Raw genomic sequence first — 15,897 nt, 5'->3', positions numbered from 1 at the left:
GTCAGCGGCGGCCGAGGCGACGCTCGCCGCTCGCGCCGCGCTCGTAGGGCAGGCCGTAGTGGCTGTAGAGCGTGGGCTCCAGCTCGGAGGTCAGCTCGCCGTCGGTGTCGATCGAGGGAGCGTCCTTGGCCGTCTTCTTGTCGGTGGTCACCCGGACCTGGTTGGGGCTGACCTTGGCGCCGACCAGCGGCACGAAGACGAGCTTGGCGGGGAGGCCACGCTTCACGCTGGCGAACACGGGCTGGTCGCTGGAGGTGTCGAAGTAGACGCCCTCGAGCGAGCCGATCTTGGAGCCCTCGGCGTCGACCACCGACTGACCCTGCCAGTCCCGGATGTCGCCGACCTCGACCACGCTGCCGCTCACGCTGTTCCTCCTCGCTGGCGCACCGCAGTGGCACGACCCGCGTCGAGCCTAGTGGGCGAGCTGATGCTCAACCGGAGTGCCGCGTCTGCGCCTCCCAGGCACTCGCGACCATGTCGCGCAGCGAGTGCCGCATCTCCCACCCCATGTCGCGCGCCGCCAGCTCGCCGGAGGCGACGATGCGCGCCGGGTCGCCGGGCCGCCGCGCGGTGACCTCGGGGGTGAAGTCGATGCCGGTGACCTCGGCGGCCACGTCCATGATCTGGCGCACCGAGACGCCGTCGCCGCTGCCGAGGTTGTAGACGGCCTCGAGCGGGCGACCCTCCTCGAGCGCCTTCGCCGCCACGACGTGGGAGTGGGCGAGGTCGGCCACGTGCACGTAGTCGCGCACGCAGGTGCCGTCCGGCGTCGGGTAGTCGTCGCCGTTGATCTTCGGCGTCTCGCCGCGCTGCAGCATCCCCAGCACCAGCGGGAAGAGGTTGTGCGGGCTCGTGTCGTAGAGATCGGGCGTCGCGGAGCCCACGACGTTGAAGTAGCGCAGCGAGGTGTGCGTGAGCACCCGCCCCGCCAGCTCCGCCGCGCGGGCCTGGTCGGCGATCAGCCACTCCCCGATGAGCTTGCTCTCCCCGTACGGCGACTCCGGGTGCGTCGGGGTCTGCTCGGTCACGAGGTCGACGTCGGGGGTCCCGTACGTCGCGGCGGAGCTGGAGAACACCAGCCGGGAGACGCCCGCGGCGTCCATCTGCTCGAGCAGCGTCGCGGTGCCGGTGACGTTCTGCTGGTAGGTCAGCAGCGGCCTGCTCACCGAGACCCCGGCGTACTTGAAGCCGGCGAGGTGCACCACGCCGGTGACGTCGTGGTCGCGCAGCGTGTGCCGCACGAGGTCGCCGTCGAGGAGCGTGCCGCGCACGAAGGGCACGTCGTCGGGCACGAACTCGGGGTGCCCGCTGCTCAGGGAGTCGATGACGACGACCTGCTCACCGGCCTCGCGGAACGCCCGCACCACGTGCGAGCCGATGTAGCCCGCCCCTCCGGTCACCAGCCAGGTCATGCTCCCCGCCTCCTCCTCGTCCGCTCTCCCCGTACGCGCCGCCACCCCGCCGCGACCCTGCCGCCACCCCGCCGCGACCGAGTCCGCCGGTCCGGCGGCCGCGACCTCACACGTGAAACGTGGCCGTCACGAACCCGTGAGAACTGTCATGCCGCCGTAACCGACCGCACCGCCGGTGCAACACGGGACCAGCAGAGTTCTGATCGCAATCCTCGCCTGCGCCCGCCACCGGCGCGCGGGCAGGTCCCCCGGCAGCAGTCCGTCCCAGTCCGTCTCGTCCTCACTGCAGGAAGAAGCAAGCATGACTCCACTCGACGTGAACTCCGGCGACACCGCCTGGATCCTCACCTCAGCCGCGCTGGTGCTGCTGATGACCCCGGGCCTGGCGCTGTTCTACGGCGGCATGGTGCGGGCGAAGACCGTGCTCAACATGATGATGATGAGCTTCGGGGCCCTGGCCTCGATCTCGGTCGTCTGGGTCCTCTGGGGCTACTCGATGGCCTTCGGCGACGACGTCGGCGCGGGGCTGCTGGGCAACCCGGGCCAGTACTTCGGCCTCAAGGGCCTCATGGAGGACACCGGCTCGAGCCTGCCGACGATGGCCTTCGTCGGCTTCCAGGCCGTCTTCGCGATCATCACCGTCGCGCTGATCTCCGGCGCCATCGCCGACCGCGCCAAGTGGGGCACCTGGATGATCTTCACGGTCGTCTGGGCGACGATCGTCTACTTCCCCGTCGCGCACTGGGTCTTCGACTTCAGCGTGACCGAGGACGACGGGACCGTCTCCCACGTCGGCGGCTGGATCGCCAACAACCTCAAGGCCATCGACTTCGCCGGTGGCACCGCGGTCCACATCAACGCCGGTGTCGCGGGCCTGGCGCTGGCGATCGTGCTCGGCCGCCGCGCCGGCTGGAAGCGCGACCCGATGCGCCCGCACAACCTGACGCTGGTCATGCTCGGCGCCGGGCTGCTGTGGTTCGGCTGGTTCGGCTTCAACGCCGGCTCCGCCCTCACCGCCGGCAACTCCGCCTCGGTCGTCTGGGTCAACACGATGGTCGCCACCGGCGCCGCCGCGCTGGCCTGGCTCATCACCGAGCGCATCCGCGACGGGCACGCCACCTCGCTGGGCGCCGCGTCCGGCATCGTCGCGGGCCTCGTCGCCATCACCCCGTCCTGCTCCTCGGTGAGCCCGGTCGGCGCGATCTTCCTCGGCGCGATCGCCGGTGCGCTGTGCGCCCTGGCCGTCGGCCTGAAGTACAAGCTGAACGTCGACGACTCGCTCGACGTCGTCGGCGTCCACCTCGTCGGCGGCCTCTGGGGCACCATCGCCGTGGGCTTCTTCGCCACCTCCGCCGCCCCGGCGGGTGTCGACGGCCTCTTCTACGGCGGCGGCGTCGACCAGCTGTGGCGCCAAGTCGTGGGCGCGCTCGCCGTGCTCGTCTTCAGCTTCGTCCTCACCCTGGTCATCGGCCTCGTGCTGGAGAAGACCGTCGGGTTCCGGGTACCGGAGGACCAGGAGCTCGAGGGCGTCGACAGCGTCGAGCACGCCGAGACCGCGTACGACCTCGGCAACCTCGCCGGGACCCTCCGCTCCACCGGCGCGCTGGGCTCCACGCTGGCCCACCGCACCGAGTCCGCCGACAAGTCCGCTGAGAAGGAGGTCAACGCGTGAAGCTCGTGACCGCGATCATCAAGCCCCACATGCTCGACGAGGTGAAGAGCGCCCTGGAGTCGTTCGGCGTCGAGGGCATGACCGTCAGCGAGGCCAGCGGCTTCGGCCGCCAGCGCGGCCACACCGAGGTCTACCGGGGCGCGGAGTACACCGTCGACCTGGTGCCGAAGGTGCGCCTCGAGGTCCTCGTGAGCGACGACGACGCGACCGACATCGTCGACGTGCTCGTCAAGAGCGCCCGCACCGGCCGCATCGGCGACGGCAAGGTCTGGTCGGTGCCGGTCGACGACGTCGTCCGCGTCCGCACCGGCGAGCGCGGGGCCGACGCCCTCTGACCGACCACCTCGAGCGGCTGGGCCTCGACCTGAGGTCCACGCTCACCGAGCAACGGCTCGACGTCGCGGTCCGGTCCTCCTGGGAGCCCCAGGCAGGGCCGGACCGCCGGCGTTCGATGACCGCGCGGGTCGAGGCCGGCCTGGTCGCCCTCTTCGCCGCCTCGGGCGCCCCCGCGTCGGGCGTCGCGCTCGCCTGCGTCGGCAGCCTCGCCCGTCGCGAGCTCGGACCCCGCTCCGACCTCGACCTCGTCCTGCTCCACGACGGCCGGCTCTCCCGAGCGGCCGGCGGGCTGGACGCGCTCAGCGAGCGCCTCTGGTACCCGCTGTGGGACGCCAGGGTCAAGATGGACCACGCCGTCCGGACGCCGGCCGAGTGCACCGCTGTCGCCGGCCAGGAGCTGAGCGCCGGCGTGGGGCTGCTCGACCTGCGGGTGGTGGCCGGGGACGCCGACCTCGTCAGCGGCGCCCGCACCGCCCTGCTCGGCGCCTGGCGCACCAACGCCCGCCGCCGGCTGCCCGAGCTGCTCGACGCCCTCGAGGAGCGCTGGTCCAGCGCCGGGGACGCGGCCTACCTGCTCGAGCCCGACCTCAAGGAGGCGCGGGGCGGGTTCAGGGACATGACCATGCTCCGCGCCCTCGCCGCGACGTGGCTCACCGACCGGCCGCACGCCGGTGTCGAGGCGCCGTACGGCCGCCTGCTCGACGTGCGCGACGCCCTGCACGTGGCCTCCGGGCGCCCCCTCGACCGGCTCCTGGCCGCCGAGGTCGACGAGGTGGCCCGGATGCTCGGCCACTCCGAGCCCGACGACCTGCGCCGCGAGGTCAGCCTCGCCGCCCGCCGCGTCGCCCACGCCGTCGACCTGACCGCCCGCGCGGCGCGCCAGGCGGTCCCCGTACGCCGCGTCCTCGGCTTCGCCCGGCGCGAGCGCGGGCCCGAGTACCGCGTCGCCGGGCACGGCCTGATCGTGTCCGGCCCACCCGGCAGCCAGGAGGTCGGGCTCACCAGCGCCGACGTCGCCGACGACCCGCTGGTCGGCCTCCGTGCCGGCGCGCTCGCCGCCCGCGAGGGGCTCACGCTCGCCCCCGTCACCGCCGACAACATCGGGGCCCGGGTCAGCCCGCTGCCCGACCCGTGGCCCGAACCCGCCCGCGAGGCGCTGCTCGGCATGCTCTCCGCCGGGCCAGCCCTGCTGGCCGTGTGGGAGGCGCTCGACCTGGCCGGCGCCATCACGTGCTGGCTGCCGGAGTGGGCCGGCATCCGGGCGCGGCCCCAGCACAACCCGCTGCACCGCCACACCGTCGACCGGCACTCGGTGCAGACCGTCGTCGAGGCCCACCGCCACCTGACGTCGGTGGAGCGCCCCGACCTGCTCCTGGTCGCCGCCCTGCTGCACGACATCGGCAAGCTGCCGGGTGCCGGCGCCGCCCACCCCGCCGTGGGAGCGCCGATCGCCCGCGAGGTCGCCGACCGGATGGGGATGACCGCCCCCGACGTGGCCGTCGTCGAGCTGCTCGTGCGCGAGCACCTGACGCTGGCCGAGCTGGCGACGCGCCGCGACCACGCCGACCCGCGCACCCAGGACGCCCTCGTCGCCGCGGTCGAGGGTCGCGGCGACGTGCTCGAGCTGCTCCGCTTCCTCACCGCCGCCGACGCGCGGGCCGCCGGACCCGCCGCCTGGTCACCCTGGCGGGCGTCGCTGATCAACGCCCTCGCCGACCACGTCGGCGGGATGCTCGTCGACGGCCGCCCGGCCGCCCGGCCCGACCTGGCGAGCATGGTCGACGTCGGGCTGGCCCGCTCGGTGGCGCTCGACGGCCGCGCGCGCGTCCGGGTCGAGGCCCGGCCCGGCGGCGTCGAGCTGCTCGTGGCCGCGCCGGACCGGCTCGGTCTGTTCAGCGACACCGCCGGCCTGCTGGCCGCCTCCGGCGTGGCCGTGCGCGCCGCCGTGCTGCACACCGTCGACCTGGACTCCGGCCCCGTCGCGGTCAACACCTGGCGCGTCGACAAGGAGCGCGTGGTCGACGTGCCGGACGCGGCCTTCCTCGTCCAGCAGCTCGAACGGCTCGCGACGGGCGACCGGGGCGCGCTCGAGCCCGTGCGCCGCCGCGAGTCCCGCGCCCACCCCGAGCCCGCGCAGGTGCACGTCGAGGCGGTCGGCGACGCGAGCGAGTCCGCGTCGGTGCTGGAGGTCCGCACGGGCGACCGGTCTGGCCTGCTGTGGGCGCTCGGCGCCTCGCTGAGCGCCGCCGGGCTCTCGATCCGTTCGGCCCACGTCGCGACGCTGGCCGGGCAGGCCATCGACACCTTCTACGTCACGGAACCCGACGGCCGCCGTCCGGGGCCGGGACGCGACCGCGAGGCGCTGGACGCGCTCGCCGCCGCCGCCCGGGCGGAGACCGAGGAGCGGGTCGCGCGAGACTGACCGTCGTGTCCGGACGGGTCGTCTACGCGAGCTTCGCCACCCAGCGCCTGAGCGGCGGCGTCGAGGTGCACCTGCGCCACATCGAGCTGCTGCGGGCGGCGGGCGTCGAGGCGTCGCTCTGGCTCCCGGCCGAGGAGGTCCCCGGCTGGATGGGTGACGTGCCGGTGGTCTCGGGGGCGACGCTCGAGATCGGGTCCTCAGACGTCGTCGTCTACCCCGAGGCACCCGTGGTGCCCGGCGTCGACCCGGCCCCGGGCGCGCGCACGGTGGTGTTCAACCAGAACCACTTCTACACGTACGCGACGTGGGACGCCCCGGCCTCGACCTACCCGGGCTGGGACCCGGCGCCGTCGGTCTGGACCGTCTCGCGCGAGTCCGTCGCCGTGCTCGGCGCCCTGCACCCCGACCTCGTCGTGCACCGGGTGCCGCCGCCCGTCGACCCCGCCCTCTTCACCCCGTCGGCGACGAAGGCCGGGCTCGCGCTGCTGCCCAAGAAGCGCCCGCACGAGGGCCGGCTGCTCGAGCGCCTGCTCGAGGTCGACCCCCGCACGGCCGGGCAGCCCGTCCGCGTGATCGCCGACCTGCCGCGCGCCGAGGTGGTCCGCACGCTCGCGGAGGCGCGGGTCTTCGTCGCCCTGTCGCACACCGACAGCTTCGGCCTGCCGGTCGTGGAGGCGATGCTGTCGGGCTGCCTCGTCGTCGGCTACGACGGGGGCGGCGGGGCCGAGCTGTTCGACGCTCCCGGGGCGTGGCGGGTTCCGGAGCAGCGGCCTCTGCTCGTCGTCGACCGGGTCGCCGCGGTGCTCGCGGACACCGCCCGCCACGACGAGCTCGCCGCCGCCAACCGCGCCTGGGCGCTGGAGCGCTACTCCCCCGCCGCCGTCGCCCCCGCCCTGCTCGCCGCGCTCGAGGCCGTACGCCGCACGCCCGGTTCCGCGGCCACCGCGGTCCACCCCAGCCGCTGGCTCGACAAGATGCCGCCGGCGTTCACCAAGACGGGCTGACGGCGTGGGCGAGGCGGAGGCCGCACCGGCTGCTCGTCGTCGCGCGGCTCAGGCGCGGTCGTGCAGCGTGATCCGGTAGCCGTCGGGGTCGGCGAAGGTGAAGGTCCGCCCGAACGGGCCGTCGACCGGCGCGGCCACGACGAGGTGCCCGTCGGCGACCAGGGCGTCGTGGATCGCCTGGACGTCGGTGGCGTGCAGCCAGATCGCCGCGCCGATCCCCGGCTGCTCGACCACGGCGAGGTCGGTGCCGGGCACGACGTCGCGCAGCGCGAACGCGACCGGCTTCGTGTCGAAGACGACCGCGTGCGGCGGCCCGGCCGGCGAGCGGACGAGCCCGAGATAGCGCTCGTAGAAGGCCTGCGAGGCGGCCAGGTCGGACGCCTGCAGGGAGATGAAGTCGGGACCGGTGACGGGCACGTGAGCTCCTTGACCATAGGTGTCAGTCTCTCTGACACGATCCACCGTATGTCAGGATGCTGACATGGGTCAAGGCGCGGACGGGATCGACCTCGAGACCTCCCTGGGCTACCTCCTCAAGGAGGCGGCGAGCGCGCTGCGGGCGGAGATGGAGGAGGTCCTGCGCCCCCTCGGGCTGAGCGTGACCCGCTACTCGTGCCTGGAGCTGCTGGCCCAGCGGCCGGGCCTGTCGAACTCCGACCTCGCGCGCGGCGCCTTCGTGACGCGCCAGTCGATGAACGTGCTCCTGCAGGCGCTGGAGCGCGAGGGCTACGTGACCCGCCCGGCGGAGGCCCCGGTCGGCAAGGCGCTGCCCACGCGCCTCACCCCGCTCGGCCGGCGGAGCCTGGCGGCGGCGACGCGCGCGGTGCGCGCGGTGGAGATCCGCATGACCGCCGACCTGGGCGCCGAGGAGCAGGCCACAGCGCTCCGGGCGCTGCGGAGCATGGTCAGCGCCCTGCGGCAGCCGCGAGAGCCCTGACCGACCGCGCCTTCCGCACCCGATGGGCGGACCTCGGTGGCCCTGCGGCCGGACGCCTACGTCGCGGGCTGCTCGGCCTGTGCCAGCTGGCGCTCGAGCTGGAACACCTGCGGCACCCGCTCCCACGCCTCGTCGGGGGCCCCGTCGGTCGCGAACAGCTCGGCCATCGCGGCCTGCCAGCGGCGGTTGACCTCGGTCCCGGCGACCCTGGCCTGGGCCTCGTCGAGGTCGTCGGCCTCGACGTAGCCGATCAGCGTCCCGTCGTCGCGCAGGAAGAGCGAGTAGCGCCGCCACCCGGCGTCGCGCAGGGCGACCAGCAGCTCCGGCCACACCCGGGCGTGGACCTCGCGGTACTCGTCCAGCCGCGCCGGGTCGACGTGCCCGACGAGGCAGTACTCAGCCACGGTCCGGCCCGGCGTCCTCGACCAGCACCACCTCGAGCGTCCGCGGGCCGTGGACGCCCTCGACGCGGTTCAGCTCGATGTCGCTGGTCGCGCTCGGGCCGCTGATCATGGTCGTCGGCCGTGTCGGCTCGAGCCCCGCGACCGCCTGCGGGACGTCCGCGACGACCTGGTCGGCCCGGACGACGCAGAGGTGGTAGTCCGGCACGAGGGTCACCGCGCGGCGCCCCTGGCCCGCGGTCCCGTCGAGGACCAGCGTGCCGGTCGCGGCGACCGCGAGGGCGCAGCCGGTCAGCACGCCGTCCGCCGTGTCGAGCGCGTCGACCGTCAGCGGCCCGGCCGGCCCGGGGTCGGCCACGACCCGCACGTCGCTGGACGCGAGCCAGGCGGGGTCGACGCCCTCGGGCACGACGAGCGAGGTCGCCCCGCGCTCGCGCAGCGCCTCCGCGACGGTGCCGGCGAGGCCGTCGGGCGTCGTCCGCCGCACCAGGGCCTTGTAGTCGAGCAGGCGGTCGACGAGCAGGTCGACCAGCGCTCCGGCGTCCGGTCCCGGAACCTCCGCCCCGCGGTAGGCGCGCTCCACGGCGTCGTACGGCAGATCCGGTGACGGGGCGAGGCGGTGCGCGTCGGCGATCCGGGCCAGGACGTCGTCCCGCGCGCTCACGGCCGCTCCCCCTCGTCCGAGGGCTGCCCGTCGCCGTGCTCGCGCGCCCACCAGTCGCGGAACGTGCTCGTCGGCGGTCGGGTCAGGTCACGGGCGTCGGTCCACTGCTTGAGGACGGGCAGCGGGACCTCCCCGATGACGCCGCGCCGGCGCCCGAGCAGCCGGCCCAGCCGCCCGCCGCGCAGCGCGAGCCGCCAGCGGCGCGGGCTGCGCATGACCACGGCCGCGGCCTGCATCGCCGCCGCCTCGGCCGTCGGCACCCGCCGCCCGGCGGCCTGCGCCTCGGTGTGCTCGGCGCGCAGGTGGACCAGGATGTCGGGGATGTTGATCTTGACCGGGCAGACGTCGTAGCAGGCGCCGCAGAGCGACGACGCGTACGGCAGCGACGCGTTGTCCTCCACCCCGGTCAGCTGCGGCGACAGGATCGCCCCGATCGGGCCGGGGTAGACCGAGCCGTACGCGTGCCCGCCGGCCCGCTCGTAGACCGGGCAGACGTTCAGGCAGGCGCTGCAGCGGATGCAGTTGAGCGCGTCGCGGCCCTCGGCGTCCGACAGCACCGCGCTGCGGCCGTTGTCGAGCAGCACCAGGTGGAACTCCTGCGGCCCGTCGCCGGGCGTGACCCCGGTCCACAGCGAGGTGTACGGGTTCATCCGCTCGCCGGTGCTGGAGCGCGGCAGCAGCTGCAGGAACACCTCGAGGTCGCGGTAGCGGGGCACGACCTTCTCGATGCCCATCACCGTGATCAAGGTCTGCGGGAGCGTCAGGCACATCCGCCCGTTGCCCTCCGACTCCACGACCGACAGGGTGCCGGTCTCGGCGACGGCGAAGTTCGCGCCGCTGACCGCCACCCGTGCCGACAGGAACTTGCGCCGCAGGTGCAGCCGGGCGGCGTTGGCCAGCGCGGCCGGGTCGTCGCTGAGCGCCGGGTCGACGTCGCCCATCTCGCGCAGGAAGATCTCCCGGATCTCCGCCCGGTTCCGGTGGATCGCCGGCACCAGGATGTGGCTCGGCTTGTCGTGGCCGAGCTGGACGATCAGCTCGGCCAGGTCGGTCTCGAACGCGGCGATGCCGGCGGCCTCGAGCGCCTCGTTGAGGGCGATCTCCTGCGTGGCCATCGACTTGACCTTGACGACCTCGTCGGACCCGGTCCCCCTCACCAGGTCGACCACGATCGCGTTCGCCTCGGCCGCGTCGCGCGCCCAGTGCACGACGCCGCCGCGCGCGGTCACCGCCTCCTCGAGCTGGACGAGGTACGCCGGCAGGTGCGCCATCGTGTGGACCTTGAGCTGACGGCCCGCCTCGCGCAGCTCCTCCCAGTCCGGCAGCTCGGCGACGACCGCCGCCCGCTTGCCCCGGATGGTGCGGGTCGCGTGGCCGAGGTTGGCGCGCAGCTGGGTGTCGGCCAGCGAGTGGCGCGCCGCGGCGGGGAACGACTCCTCGCCGCGCAGGTGCCCGACGCCCCGTGGCGAGGTGGGCGGCGCTCCCGGCATCCCCAGCATCACGGCACTCACGCCGCCTCCTCCCGCGTCGAGGCCAGGATCTGGGCCAGGTGCAGGGTCCGGGCACCGGCCCGGATCCGCGACAGCCCGCCGCCGATGTGCATCAGGCACGAGCTGTCGCCGGCGCTGCAGACCTCCGCGCCGGTGTCGAGGACGTGGCGCATCTTGTCGGCCAGCATCGCGGTCGAGGTGTCGGCGTTCTTGAGCGCGAAGGTCCCGCCGAAGCCGCAGCACTGGTCCGCGTCGGTCAGCTCGACGAGCTCGAGCCCCTCGACCGCCCGCAGCAGCCGGGTGGGCTTGTCGCCCACCCGCAGCAGCCGCAGGGAGTGGCAGGTCGGGTGGTAGGTGACGGTGTGCGGGAAGTACGCACCCACGTCGGTCACGCCGAGCACGTCGACCAGCAGCTCCGACAGCTCGTACGTCTTCGCGGCGACCGCGTCGACCTGCGCCTGCAGCGCCGGCGTGCCGAAGCGGCGGGCGAGCATCGCGTGCTGGTGGCGCACCGACCCGACGCACGAGCCGGACGGGGCGACCACGGCGTCGTAGCCGGCGAAGACGTCGGCGTACCGCTCGACGAGCGGGACCGCCTGCTTCTGGTAGCCCGTGTTGACGTGCATCTGCCCGCAGCAGCTCTGCGCCTCGGGGAACTCGACGGTGTGGCCGAGCCGCTCGAGCACCCGGACCGTCGCGCGTCCCACGTCGGGGTAGAGCCCGTCGGCCAGGCAGGTGACGAACAAGCCGATCCTCACGCTGCGATCCTCACGCTGCGAACCTCACCCTGCGAACCTCATGCTGATCCCTTCGCCGCCACGGCGGCCGACCGTTGCGGTGCGTGCCGGCGCAGGGACACGCTGCCACGCAGCGCGGTGCGCAGCGCCTCCAGGTCGCCGTCCAGCACGCCGGAGGCCCTGGCCTGCACCACGACATTGCCGAGGGCTGTCGCCTCGACCGGGCCCGACAGCACCGGGAGGCCGGACAGGTCGGCTGTGAGCTGGCAGAGCAGCGCGTTCTGCGAACCGCCCCCGACGACGTGGACCACCTCGGCCTCGGCCCCGGAGAGCGCGACCGCCTGCTCGACGGTGCGGGCGTACGCGACGGCGAGCGAGTCGAGCACGCACCGGGCGACCGCGGCCGGCTCCTGCGGCGCGCGCCGCCCCGCCTGGACGCAGGCGTCCCGGATCCGCGCCGGCAGGTCGCCGGGGGCGATGAACCGCTCGTCGTCGACGTCCATCACCGGCCCGCCGGACGGCAGCGCCGCGGCCTGCTCCAGCAGCGCGTCCACGTCGACGGCCTCGCCCTGCTCGCGCCAGGTGCGCAGCGACTCCTGCAGCAGCCACAGCCCGCCGACGTTGCGCAGGTAGCGGACGCGGCCGTCGACGCCGCCCTCGTTGGTGAAGTTCGCCGCCCGGCTGGCCTCGCTCAGCACGGGCTGGTCCAGCTCGACGCCGACGAGCGACCAGGTGCCCGAGGAGACGTACGCGAAGTCGCGGCCCTGCGCGGGCACCCCGACCACCGCGGAGGCGGTGTCGTGCGACCCGACGGCGACGACGCGGGTGCCCGGGTCGAGCCCCGTCCGGGCGGCGACCTCGGCGGTGATCGTCGCGAGCGTCTCCCCGGGCTGGACGAGCGCGGGGAACAGGTCGTCCGGGAGCTCGAGCGCCTGCAGCAGCCCGGCGTCGAAGGTGCGGGTCCGGGCGTCCAGCAGCCCGGTGGTCGAGGCGTTCGTCACCTCCGTCCGCGCCTGCCCGCTCAGCCAGTACGCGAGCAGGTCCGGCAGCAGCAGCGCGTGCCGCGCTCGCGGCCAGAGCGGCCCTGACCGTTCGGCGACGAGCTGGTAGAGCGTGGTGAAGGGCAGCTCCTGCAGGCCGTTCACCGCGTACAGGTCCTCCGCGGGCAGCCGCTCGTGGACGCGTGCGGCGACCCCGTCGGTCCGGGCGTCGCGGTAGGCGACCGGCTCGGCGAGCAGGCGGCCCTCGGCGTCGAGGAGCCCGTAGTCGACGGCCCAGGTGTCGATGCCGATGCTCGCGGCGCCGCCGAAGCGCTCGGCGAGCACCCGCAGGCCGACGAGGACCTGCTCGAAGAGCCCCGTGAGGTCCCAGCGCAGGTGCCCGTCGGAGCGCACAGCCCCGTTCTCGAAGCGGTGCACCTCCTCGAGCACCACCCGGCCGGCCACCACGCGGCCGGCCATGACCCGGCCGCTCGACGCGCCGATGTCGACGGCGGCGAAGACCGGGGTGGCGCCGCTCACCGCAGGAACGCCGCGGCGACGCCCGCGTCGACCGGGACGTGCAGGCCCGTCGTGTGGCTGAGGTCGGCGGAGCACAGCACGAAGACCGCGTTGGCGACGTGCTCGGGCAGCACCTCGCGCTTGAGCAGCGTGCGCTGCGCGTAGTACTGGCCCAGCTCGGACTCCGGCACGCCGTAGACCGCGGCCCGCTTGGCGCCCCACCCTCCGGCGAAGATCCCCGAGCCCCGCACGACCCCGTCGGGGTTGATCCCGTTGACCTTCACCCCGTGCTCCCCCAGCTCCGCGGCGAGCAGCCGGACCTGGTGGGCCTGGTCGGCCTTGGTCGCGGAGTAGGCGATGTTGTTCGGGCCGGCGAAGACCGAGTTCTTGGACGAGATGTAGACGATGTCGCCGCCCAGGCCCTGCTCGATCAGCACCTTGGCCGCCGCCCTCGAGACGAGGAACGAGCCTCGGGCCATGACGTCGTGCTGCAGGTCCCAGTCCTTCACCGTCGTCTCCAGCAGCGACTTCGAGAGCGACAGCCCGGCGTTGTTGACCACCAGGTCGAGCCCGCCGAAGGCCAGGACCGCGGCGTCCACCGCGGCCTGCACGGCGTCCTCGTCGGTCACGTCGGCGCGGACGCCGACGGCGACATCGGTCCCGCCGATCTCGGCGGCCGCGGCGCTCGCCTTCTCGAGGTCGAGGTCGGCGATGACGACGCAGGCCCCCTCCGCGGCGAGGCGGTGGGCGATGGCCTTGCCGATGCCCGAGGCGGCGCCGGTGACCAGCGCGATGCGGGTGGCGAGGGGCTTCGGCCTCGGCATCCGCGCGAGCTTGGCCTCCTCCAGCGCCCAGTACTCGATGCGGAACTTCTCGGCCTCGTCGATCGGCGCGTACATCGACACGCCCTCGGCGCCGCGCATGACGTTGATCGCGTTGACGTAGAACTCCCCCGCCACGCGCGCGGTCTGCGCGTCACGGCCGTAGGAGAACATCCCGACGCCGGGCACGAGGACGATCGCCGGGTCGGCCCCGCGGATCGGCGGGCTGTCGGGCGTCGCGTGGCGCTCGTAGTAGGCCTGGTAGTCGGCCCGGTACGCCGCGTGCAGCTCGAGCAGGCGGGCCTTCGCCGTCTCCAGGTCGGCGTCGGCGGGCAGGTCGAGGACCAGCGGTTTGACCTTGGTCCGCAGGAAGTGGTCGGGGCAGCTCGTGCCGAGCGCGGCCAGCCGCGGGTGCTCGGCGGAGGCCAGGAAGTCGAGGACCACCGCGTCGTCGGTGAAGTGGCCGACGACGGGCTGGTCGTGCGCGGCGATCGAGCGCAGGGTCGGGGCCAGGGCGACGGCCCTCGCCCGGCGCTCGGCGTCCGGCAGCGGGCCGTAGCCGTTCAGCGCGGGCCCGAACGGCTCGGCCTTCGAGTGCTCGGCGAGGTAGGCCGCCGCGGTGTCGATGATCCAGCGGGAGCGCTCCTCGGCCTGCGCCGAGGTGTCGCCCCAGGCGGTGATGCCGTGCCCGCCGAGGACGCAGCCGACGGCGTCCGGGTTCGCCGCCTTGATCGCCGCGATGTCGAGGCCGAGCTGGAAGCCGGGCCGGCGCCACGGGACCCACACGACGCGCCCGCCGAAGACGTCCTTCGTCAGCTGCTCGCCGTCCGCCGCCGTCGCGATGGCGATGCCGGAGTCGGGGTGCAGGTGGTCGACGTGGGTCGCGTCGACGAGCCCGTGCATCGCGGTGTCGATCGACGGCGCCGCCCCGCCCCGGCCGAAGAGGCAGTGGTCGAACGCCGCCACCATCTCGTCCTCGCGCTCGACGCCCGGGTAGACGTCGGCGAGCGCGCGCAGGCGGTCGAGCCGCAGCACGGCCAGGCCCTTCTCGGTCAGCGTCCCCAGGTCGCCCCCGGAACCCTTGACCCACAGCAGCTCGACCGGCTGGCCCGTCACCGGGTCGGTCTCGCTGCCCTTCGCCGAGGTGTTGCCCCCGGCGTAGTTCGTGTTCTTCTTCTCCGCGCCCAGGCTGTTGCTGCGCGCGAGCAGGTCGTCGACGGTCGGGTTGATCATCATCACGCCCCCCAGCCGGCCTGCTGGCCGCCGACGCGATCGGTCTCGATCCGGCGCTGGTAGCCGGAGGTGGCGTACGCGTGCATCGGGTCGGCGGGCAGGCCGCGCGACTCGCGCCAGGCGGCCAGGTCGGGCCGCACGTCGGTGTAGAAGGCGTCCATGAGGATCCCGTTCGCGCCGAGGACGTCGCCGTCGGCCTGCGCCTTGGACAGCGCGTCGCGGTCGACGAGCAGGGCCCGCGCGGTCATCTCCTGCACGTTGAGCACCGAGCGGATCTGGCCGGGGACCTTGTCCTCGACGTTGTGGCACTGGTCGAGCATGAACGCGACGTCGGAGCCCGGGCCGAAGCCGCCGCCGCGGATGACCTCGTAGAGGATCCGGAACAGCTGGAACGGGTCAGCCGATCCGACGATCAGGTCGTCGTCGGCGTAGTAGCGCGAGTTGAAGTCGAACGAGCCGAGCTTCCCCAGCCGCAGCAGCTGCATGACGATGAACTCGATGTTGGTCCCCGGCGCGTGGTGGCCGGTGTCGAGGCAGACCATCGCCCGCTCGCCGAGGGCGCTCACCTGCGCGTACGAGGTGCCCCAGTCGGGGACGTCGGTGTGGTAGAACGCCGGCTCGAAGAACTTGTACTCCAGCACCATCCGCTGGTCGCCCGACAGCCGGTCGTAGATCCTCGCGAGGCTCTCGGCCAGCCGGTCCTGGCGGCCGCGGAGGTCGCCCTGCCCGGCGTAGTTCGTGCCGTCGGCCAGCCAGATCTTGAGGTCGCGCGAGCCGGTCGCGTCCATGACGTCGATGCAGGCGAAGTGGTGCTCGACCGCCTTGCGCCGGATGGTCTCGTCGACGTGGGTCAGGCTGCCGAACTTGTAGGCGTCGTCCTGGAACGTGTTGGAGTTGATCGTGCCGAGGCGCACCCCGTGGTCCTCGGCGTGCGCGCGCAGGGCGCCGTAGTCGTCGACGGTGTCCCAGGGGATGTGCAGGGCCACCGTCGGCGCCAGGCCCGTGAGCTCGTGCACCTTCGCCGCGTCGGCGATCTTCTCCTGCACCGTGCGCGGGGTGCCCGGCGTGGCGAAGACCTTGAAGCGGGTGCCCGAGTTGCCGAACGCCCAGGAGGGCAGCTCGATGGCCTGCCCGGCCAGCGCGTCCGCGATGTCGGCGAAGGTGGTCATCTCAGGGGTCCGTTCTCGTGGCGGGCGACACTGCGGTCACGCTGTTCTTGAAACGTTCCATGACGAGTCCGACAGTAGGACCCGGGTCCCGGCCTGTCAA

General features: G+C 73.9%; 15 protein-coding genes. 5 read left to right on the top strand and 10 right to left on the bottom strand.

All coding sequences use genetic code 11. From position 1 onward, the window contains the following. Position 1: 1 nt before the first annotated feature. Positions 2-364, bottom strand: coding sequence for a PRC-barrel domain-containing protein (locus tag BMY04_RS06760; protein ID WP_198409966.1), 363 nt, complete (start codon positions 362-364; stop codon positions 2-4). 67 nt (positions 365-431) lie between these two features. Then, entirely contained in the window at positions 432-1,412 is a 981-nt protein-coding gene (galE, locus tag BMY04_RS06755) for a UDP-glucose 4-epimerase GalE (protein WP_091178344.1), read from the bottom strand. Between the two features lie 301 nt (positions 1,413-1,713). Here galE and BMY04_RS06745 point away from each other — a divergent pair, with 301 nt between their 5' ends. From BMY04_RS06745 to BMY04_RS06730, 4 genes are read left to right on the top strand one after another with little or no spacing between them, the layout of a single operon-like run. After that, positions 1,714-3,084 carry an ammonium transporter gene (locus BMY04_RS06745; RefSeq protein WP_170854028.1) on the top strand — a complete coding sequence of 457 codons (1,371 nt, stop codon included), beginning with the start codon at positions 1,714-1,716 and terminating at the stop codon, positions 3,082-3,084. Next, positions 3,081-3,419: a P-II family nitrogen regulator gene (locus BMY04_RS06740; protein ID WP_091073327.1), complete on the top strand. Its 339-nt coding sequence runs from the start codon at positions 3,081-3,083 to the stop codon at positions 3,417-3,419. Before BMY04_RS06745 ends, BMY04_RS06740 begins: the two co-directional genes overlap by 4 nt. Next, complete coding sequence (locus BMY04_RS06735) at positions 3,353-5,842, top strand: [protein-PII] uridylyltransferase (RefSeq protein WP_269766205.1); 2,490 nt, start codon at positions 3,353-3,355, stop codon at positions 5,840-5,842. The genes BMY04_RS06740 and BMY04_RS06735 overlap by 67 nt, the downstream gene beginning before the upstream one ends. Before the next feature lie 5 nt (positions 5,843-5,847). Continuing rightward, entirely contained in the window at positions 5,848-6,846 is a 999-nt protein-coding gene (locus tag BMY04_RS06730) for a glycosyltransferase family 4 protein (protein ID WP_091178340.1), read from the top strand. Between the two features lie 48 nt (positions 6,847-6,894). On the opposite strand, the gene BMY04_RS06725 is transcribed toward BMY04_RS06730, so the two are convergent. After that, on the bottom strand, positions 6,895-7,263 hold the full coding sequence (locus BMY04_RS06725) for a VOC family protein (RefSeq protein ID WP_091178339.1): 369 nt from the start codon (positions 7,261-7,263) through the stop codon (positions 6,895-6,897). Between the two features lie 64 nt (positions 7,264-7,327). Here BMY04_RS06725 and BMY04_RS06720 point away from each other — a divergent pair, with 64 nt between their 5' ends. Further along, positions 7,328-7,783 carry a MarR family winged helix-turn-helix transcriptional regulator gene (locus BMY04_RS06720; protein ID WP_091178338.1) on the top strand — a complete coding sequence of 152 codons (456 nt, stop codon included), beginning with the start codon at positions 7,328-7,330 and terminating at the stop codon, positions 7,781-7,783. 56 nt (positions 7,784-7,839) lie between these two features. On the opposite strand, the gene BMY04_RS06715 is transcribed toward BMY04_RS06720, so the two are convergent. Genes BMY04_RS06715 through rhaI form a run of 7 tightly spaced genes read right to left on the bottom strand, consistent with a single transcriptional unit; the run spans position 7,840 to position 15,797 of the window. Beyond that, complete coding sequence (locus BMY04_RS06715) at positions 7,840-8,187, bottom strand: L-rhamnose mutarotase (RefSeq protein WP_091178337.1); 348 nt, start codon at positions 8,185-8,187, stop codon at positions 7,840-7,842. After that, on the bottom strand, positions 8,180-8,848 hold the full coding sequence (locus BMY04_RS06710; RefSeq protein ID WP_091178336.1) for a LutC/YkgG family protein: 669 nt from the start codon (positions 8,846-8,848) through the stop codon (positions 8,180-8,182). The genes BMY04_RS06715 and BMY04_RS06710 overlap by 8 nt, the downstream gene beginning before the upstream one ends. Then, positions 8,845-10,347, bottom strand: a complete 1,503-nt coding sequence (locus BMY04_RS06705; protein WP_091178565.1) for a LutB/LldF family L-lactate oxidation iron-sulfur protein — start codon at positions 10,345-10,347, stop codon at positions 8,845-8,847. Before BMY04_RS06705 ends, BMY04_RS06710 begins: the two co-directional genes overlap by 4 nt. A gap of 8 nt (positions 10,348-10,355) precedes the next feature. After that, positions 10,356-11,096 carry a (Fe-S)-binding protein gene (locus tag BMY04_RS06700; protein WP_091178335.1) on the bottom strand — a complete coding sequence of 247 codons (741 nt, stop codon included), beginning with the start codon at positions 11,094-11,096 and terminating at the stop codon, positions 10,356-10,358. 38 nt (positions 11,097-11,134) lie between these two features. Continuing rightward, complete coding sequence (locus tag BMY04_RS06695; protein ID WP_232506148.1) at positions 11,135-12,595, bottom strand: rhamnulokinase; 1,461 nt, start codon at positions 12,593-12,595, stop codon at positions 11,135-11,137. Next, positions 12,592-14,631 carry a bifunctional aldolase/short-chain dehydrogenase gene (locus BMY04_RS06690; protein WP_091178563.1) on the bottom strand — a complete coding sequence of 680 codons (2,040 nt, stop codon included), beginning with the start codon at positions 14,629-14,631 and terminating at the stop codon, positions 12,592-12,594. Before BMY04_RS06690 ends, BMY04_RS06695 begins: the two co-directional genes overlap by 4 nt. Further along, the gene (gene rhaI / locus BMY04_RS06685) at positions 14,631-15,797 is read right to left on the bottom strand and encodes an L-rhamnose isomerase (RefSeq protein ID WP_091178334.1); all 1,167 of its coding nucleotides are present in this window, start codon (positions 15,795-15,797) and stop codon (positions 14,631-14,633) included. Before rhaI ends, BMY04_RS06690 begins: the two co-directional genes overlap by 1 nt. Positions 15,798-15,897 lie beyond the last annotated feature (100 nt).

Source organism: Microlunatus flavus, from assembly GCF_900110855.1.
GTDB lineage: Bacteria > Actinomycetota > Actinomycetes > Propionibacteriales > Propionibacteriaceae > Microlunatus > Microlunatus flavus.
This window is presented reverse-complemented; position numbering and strand designations above follow the sequence as displayed.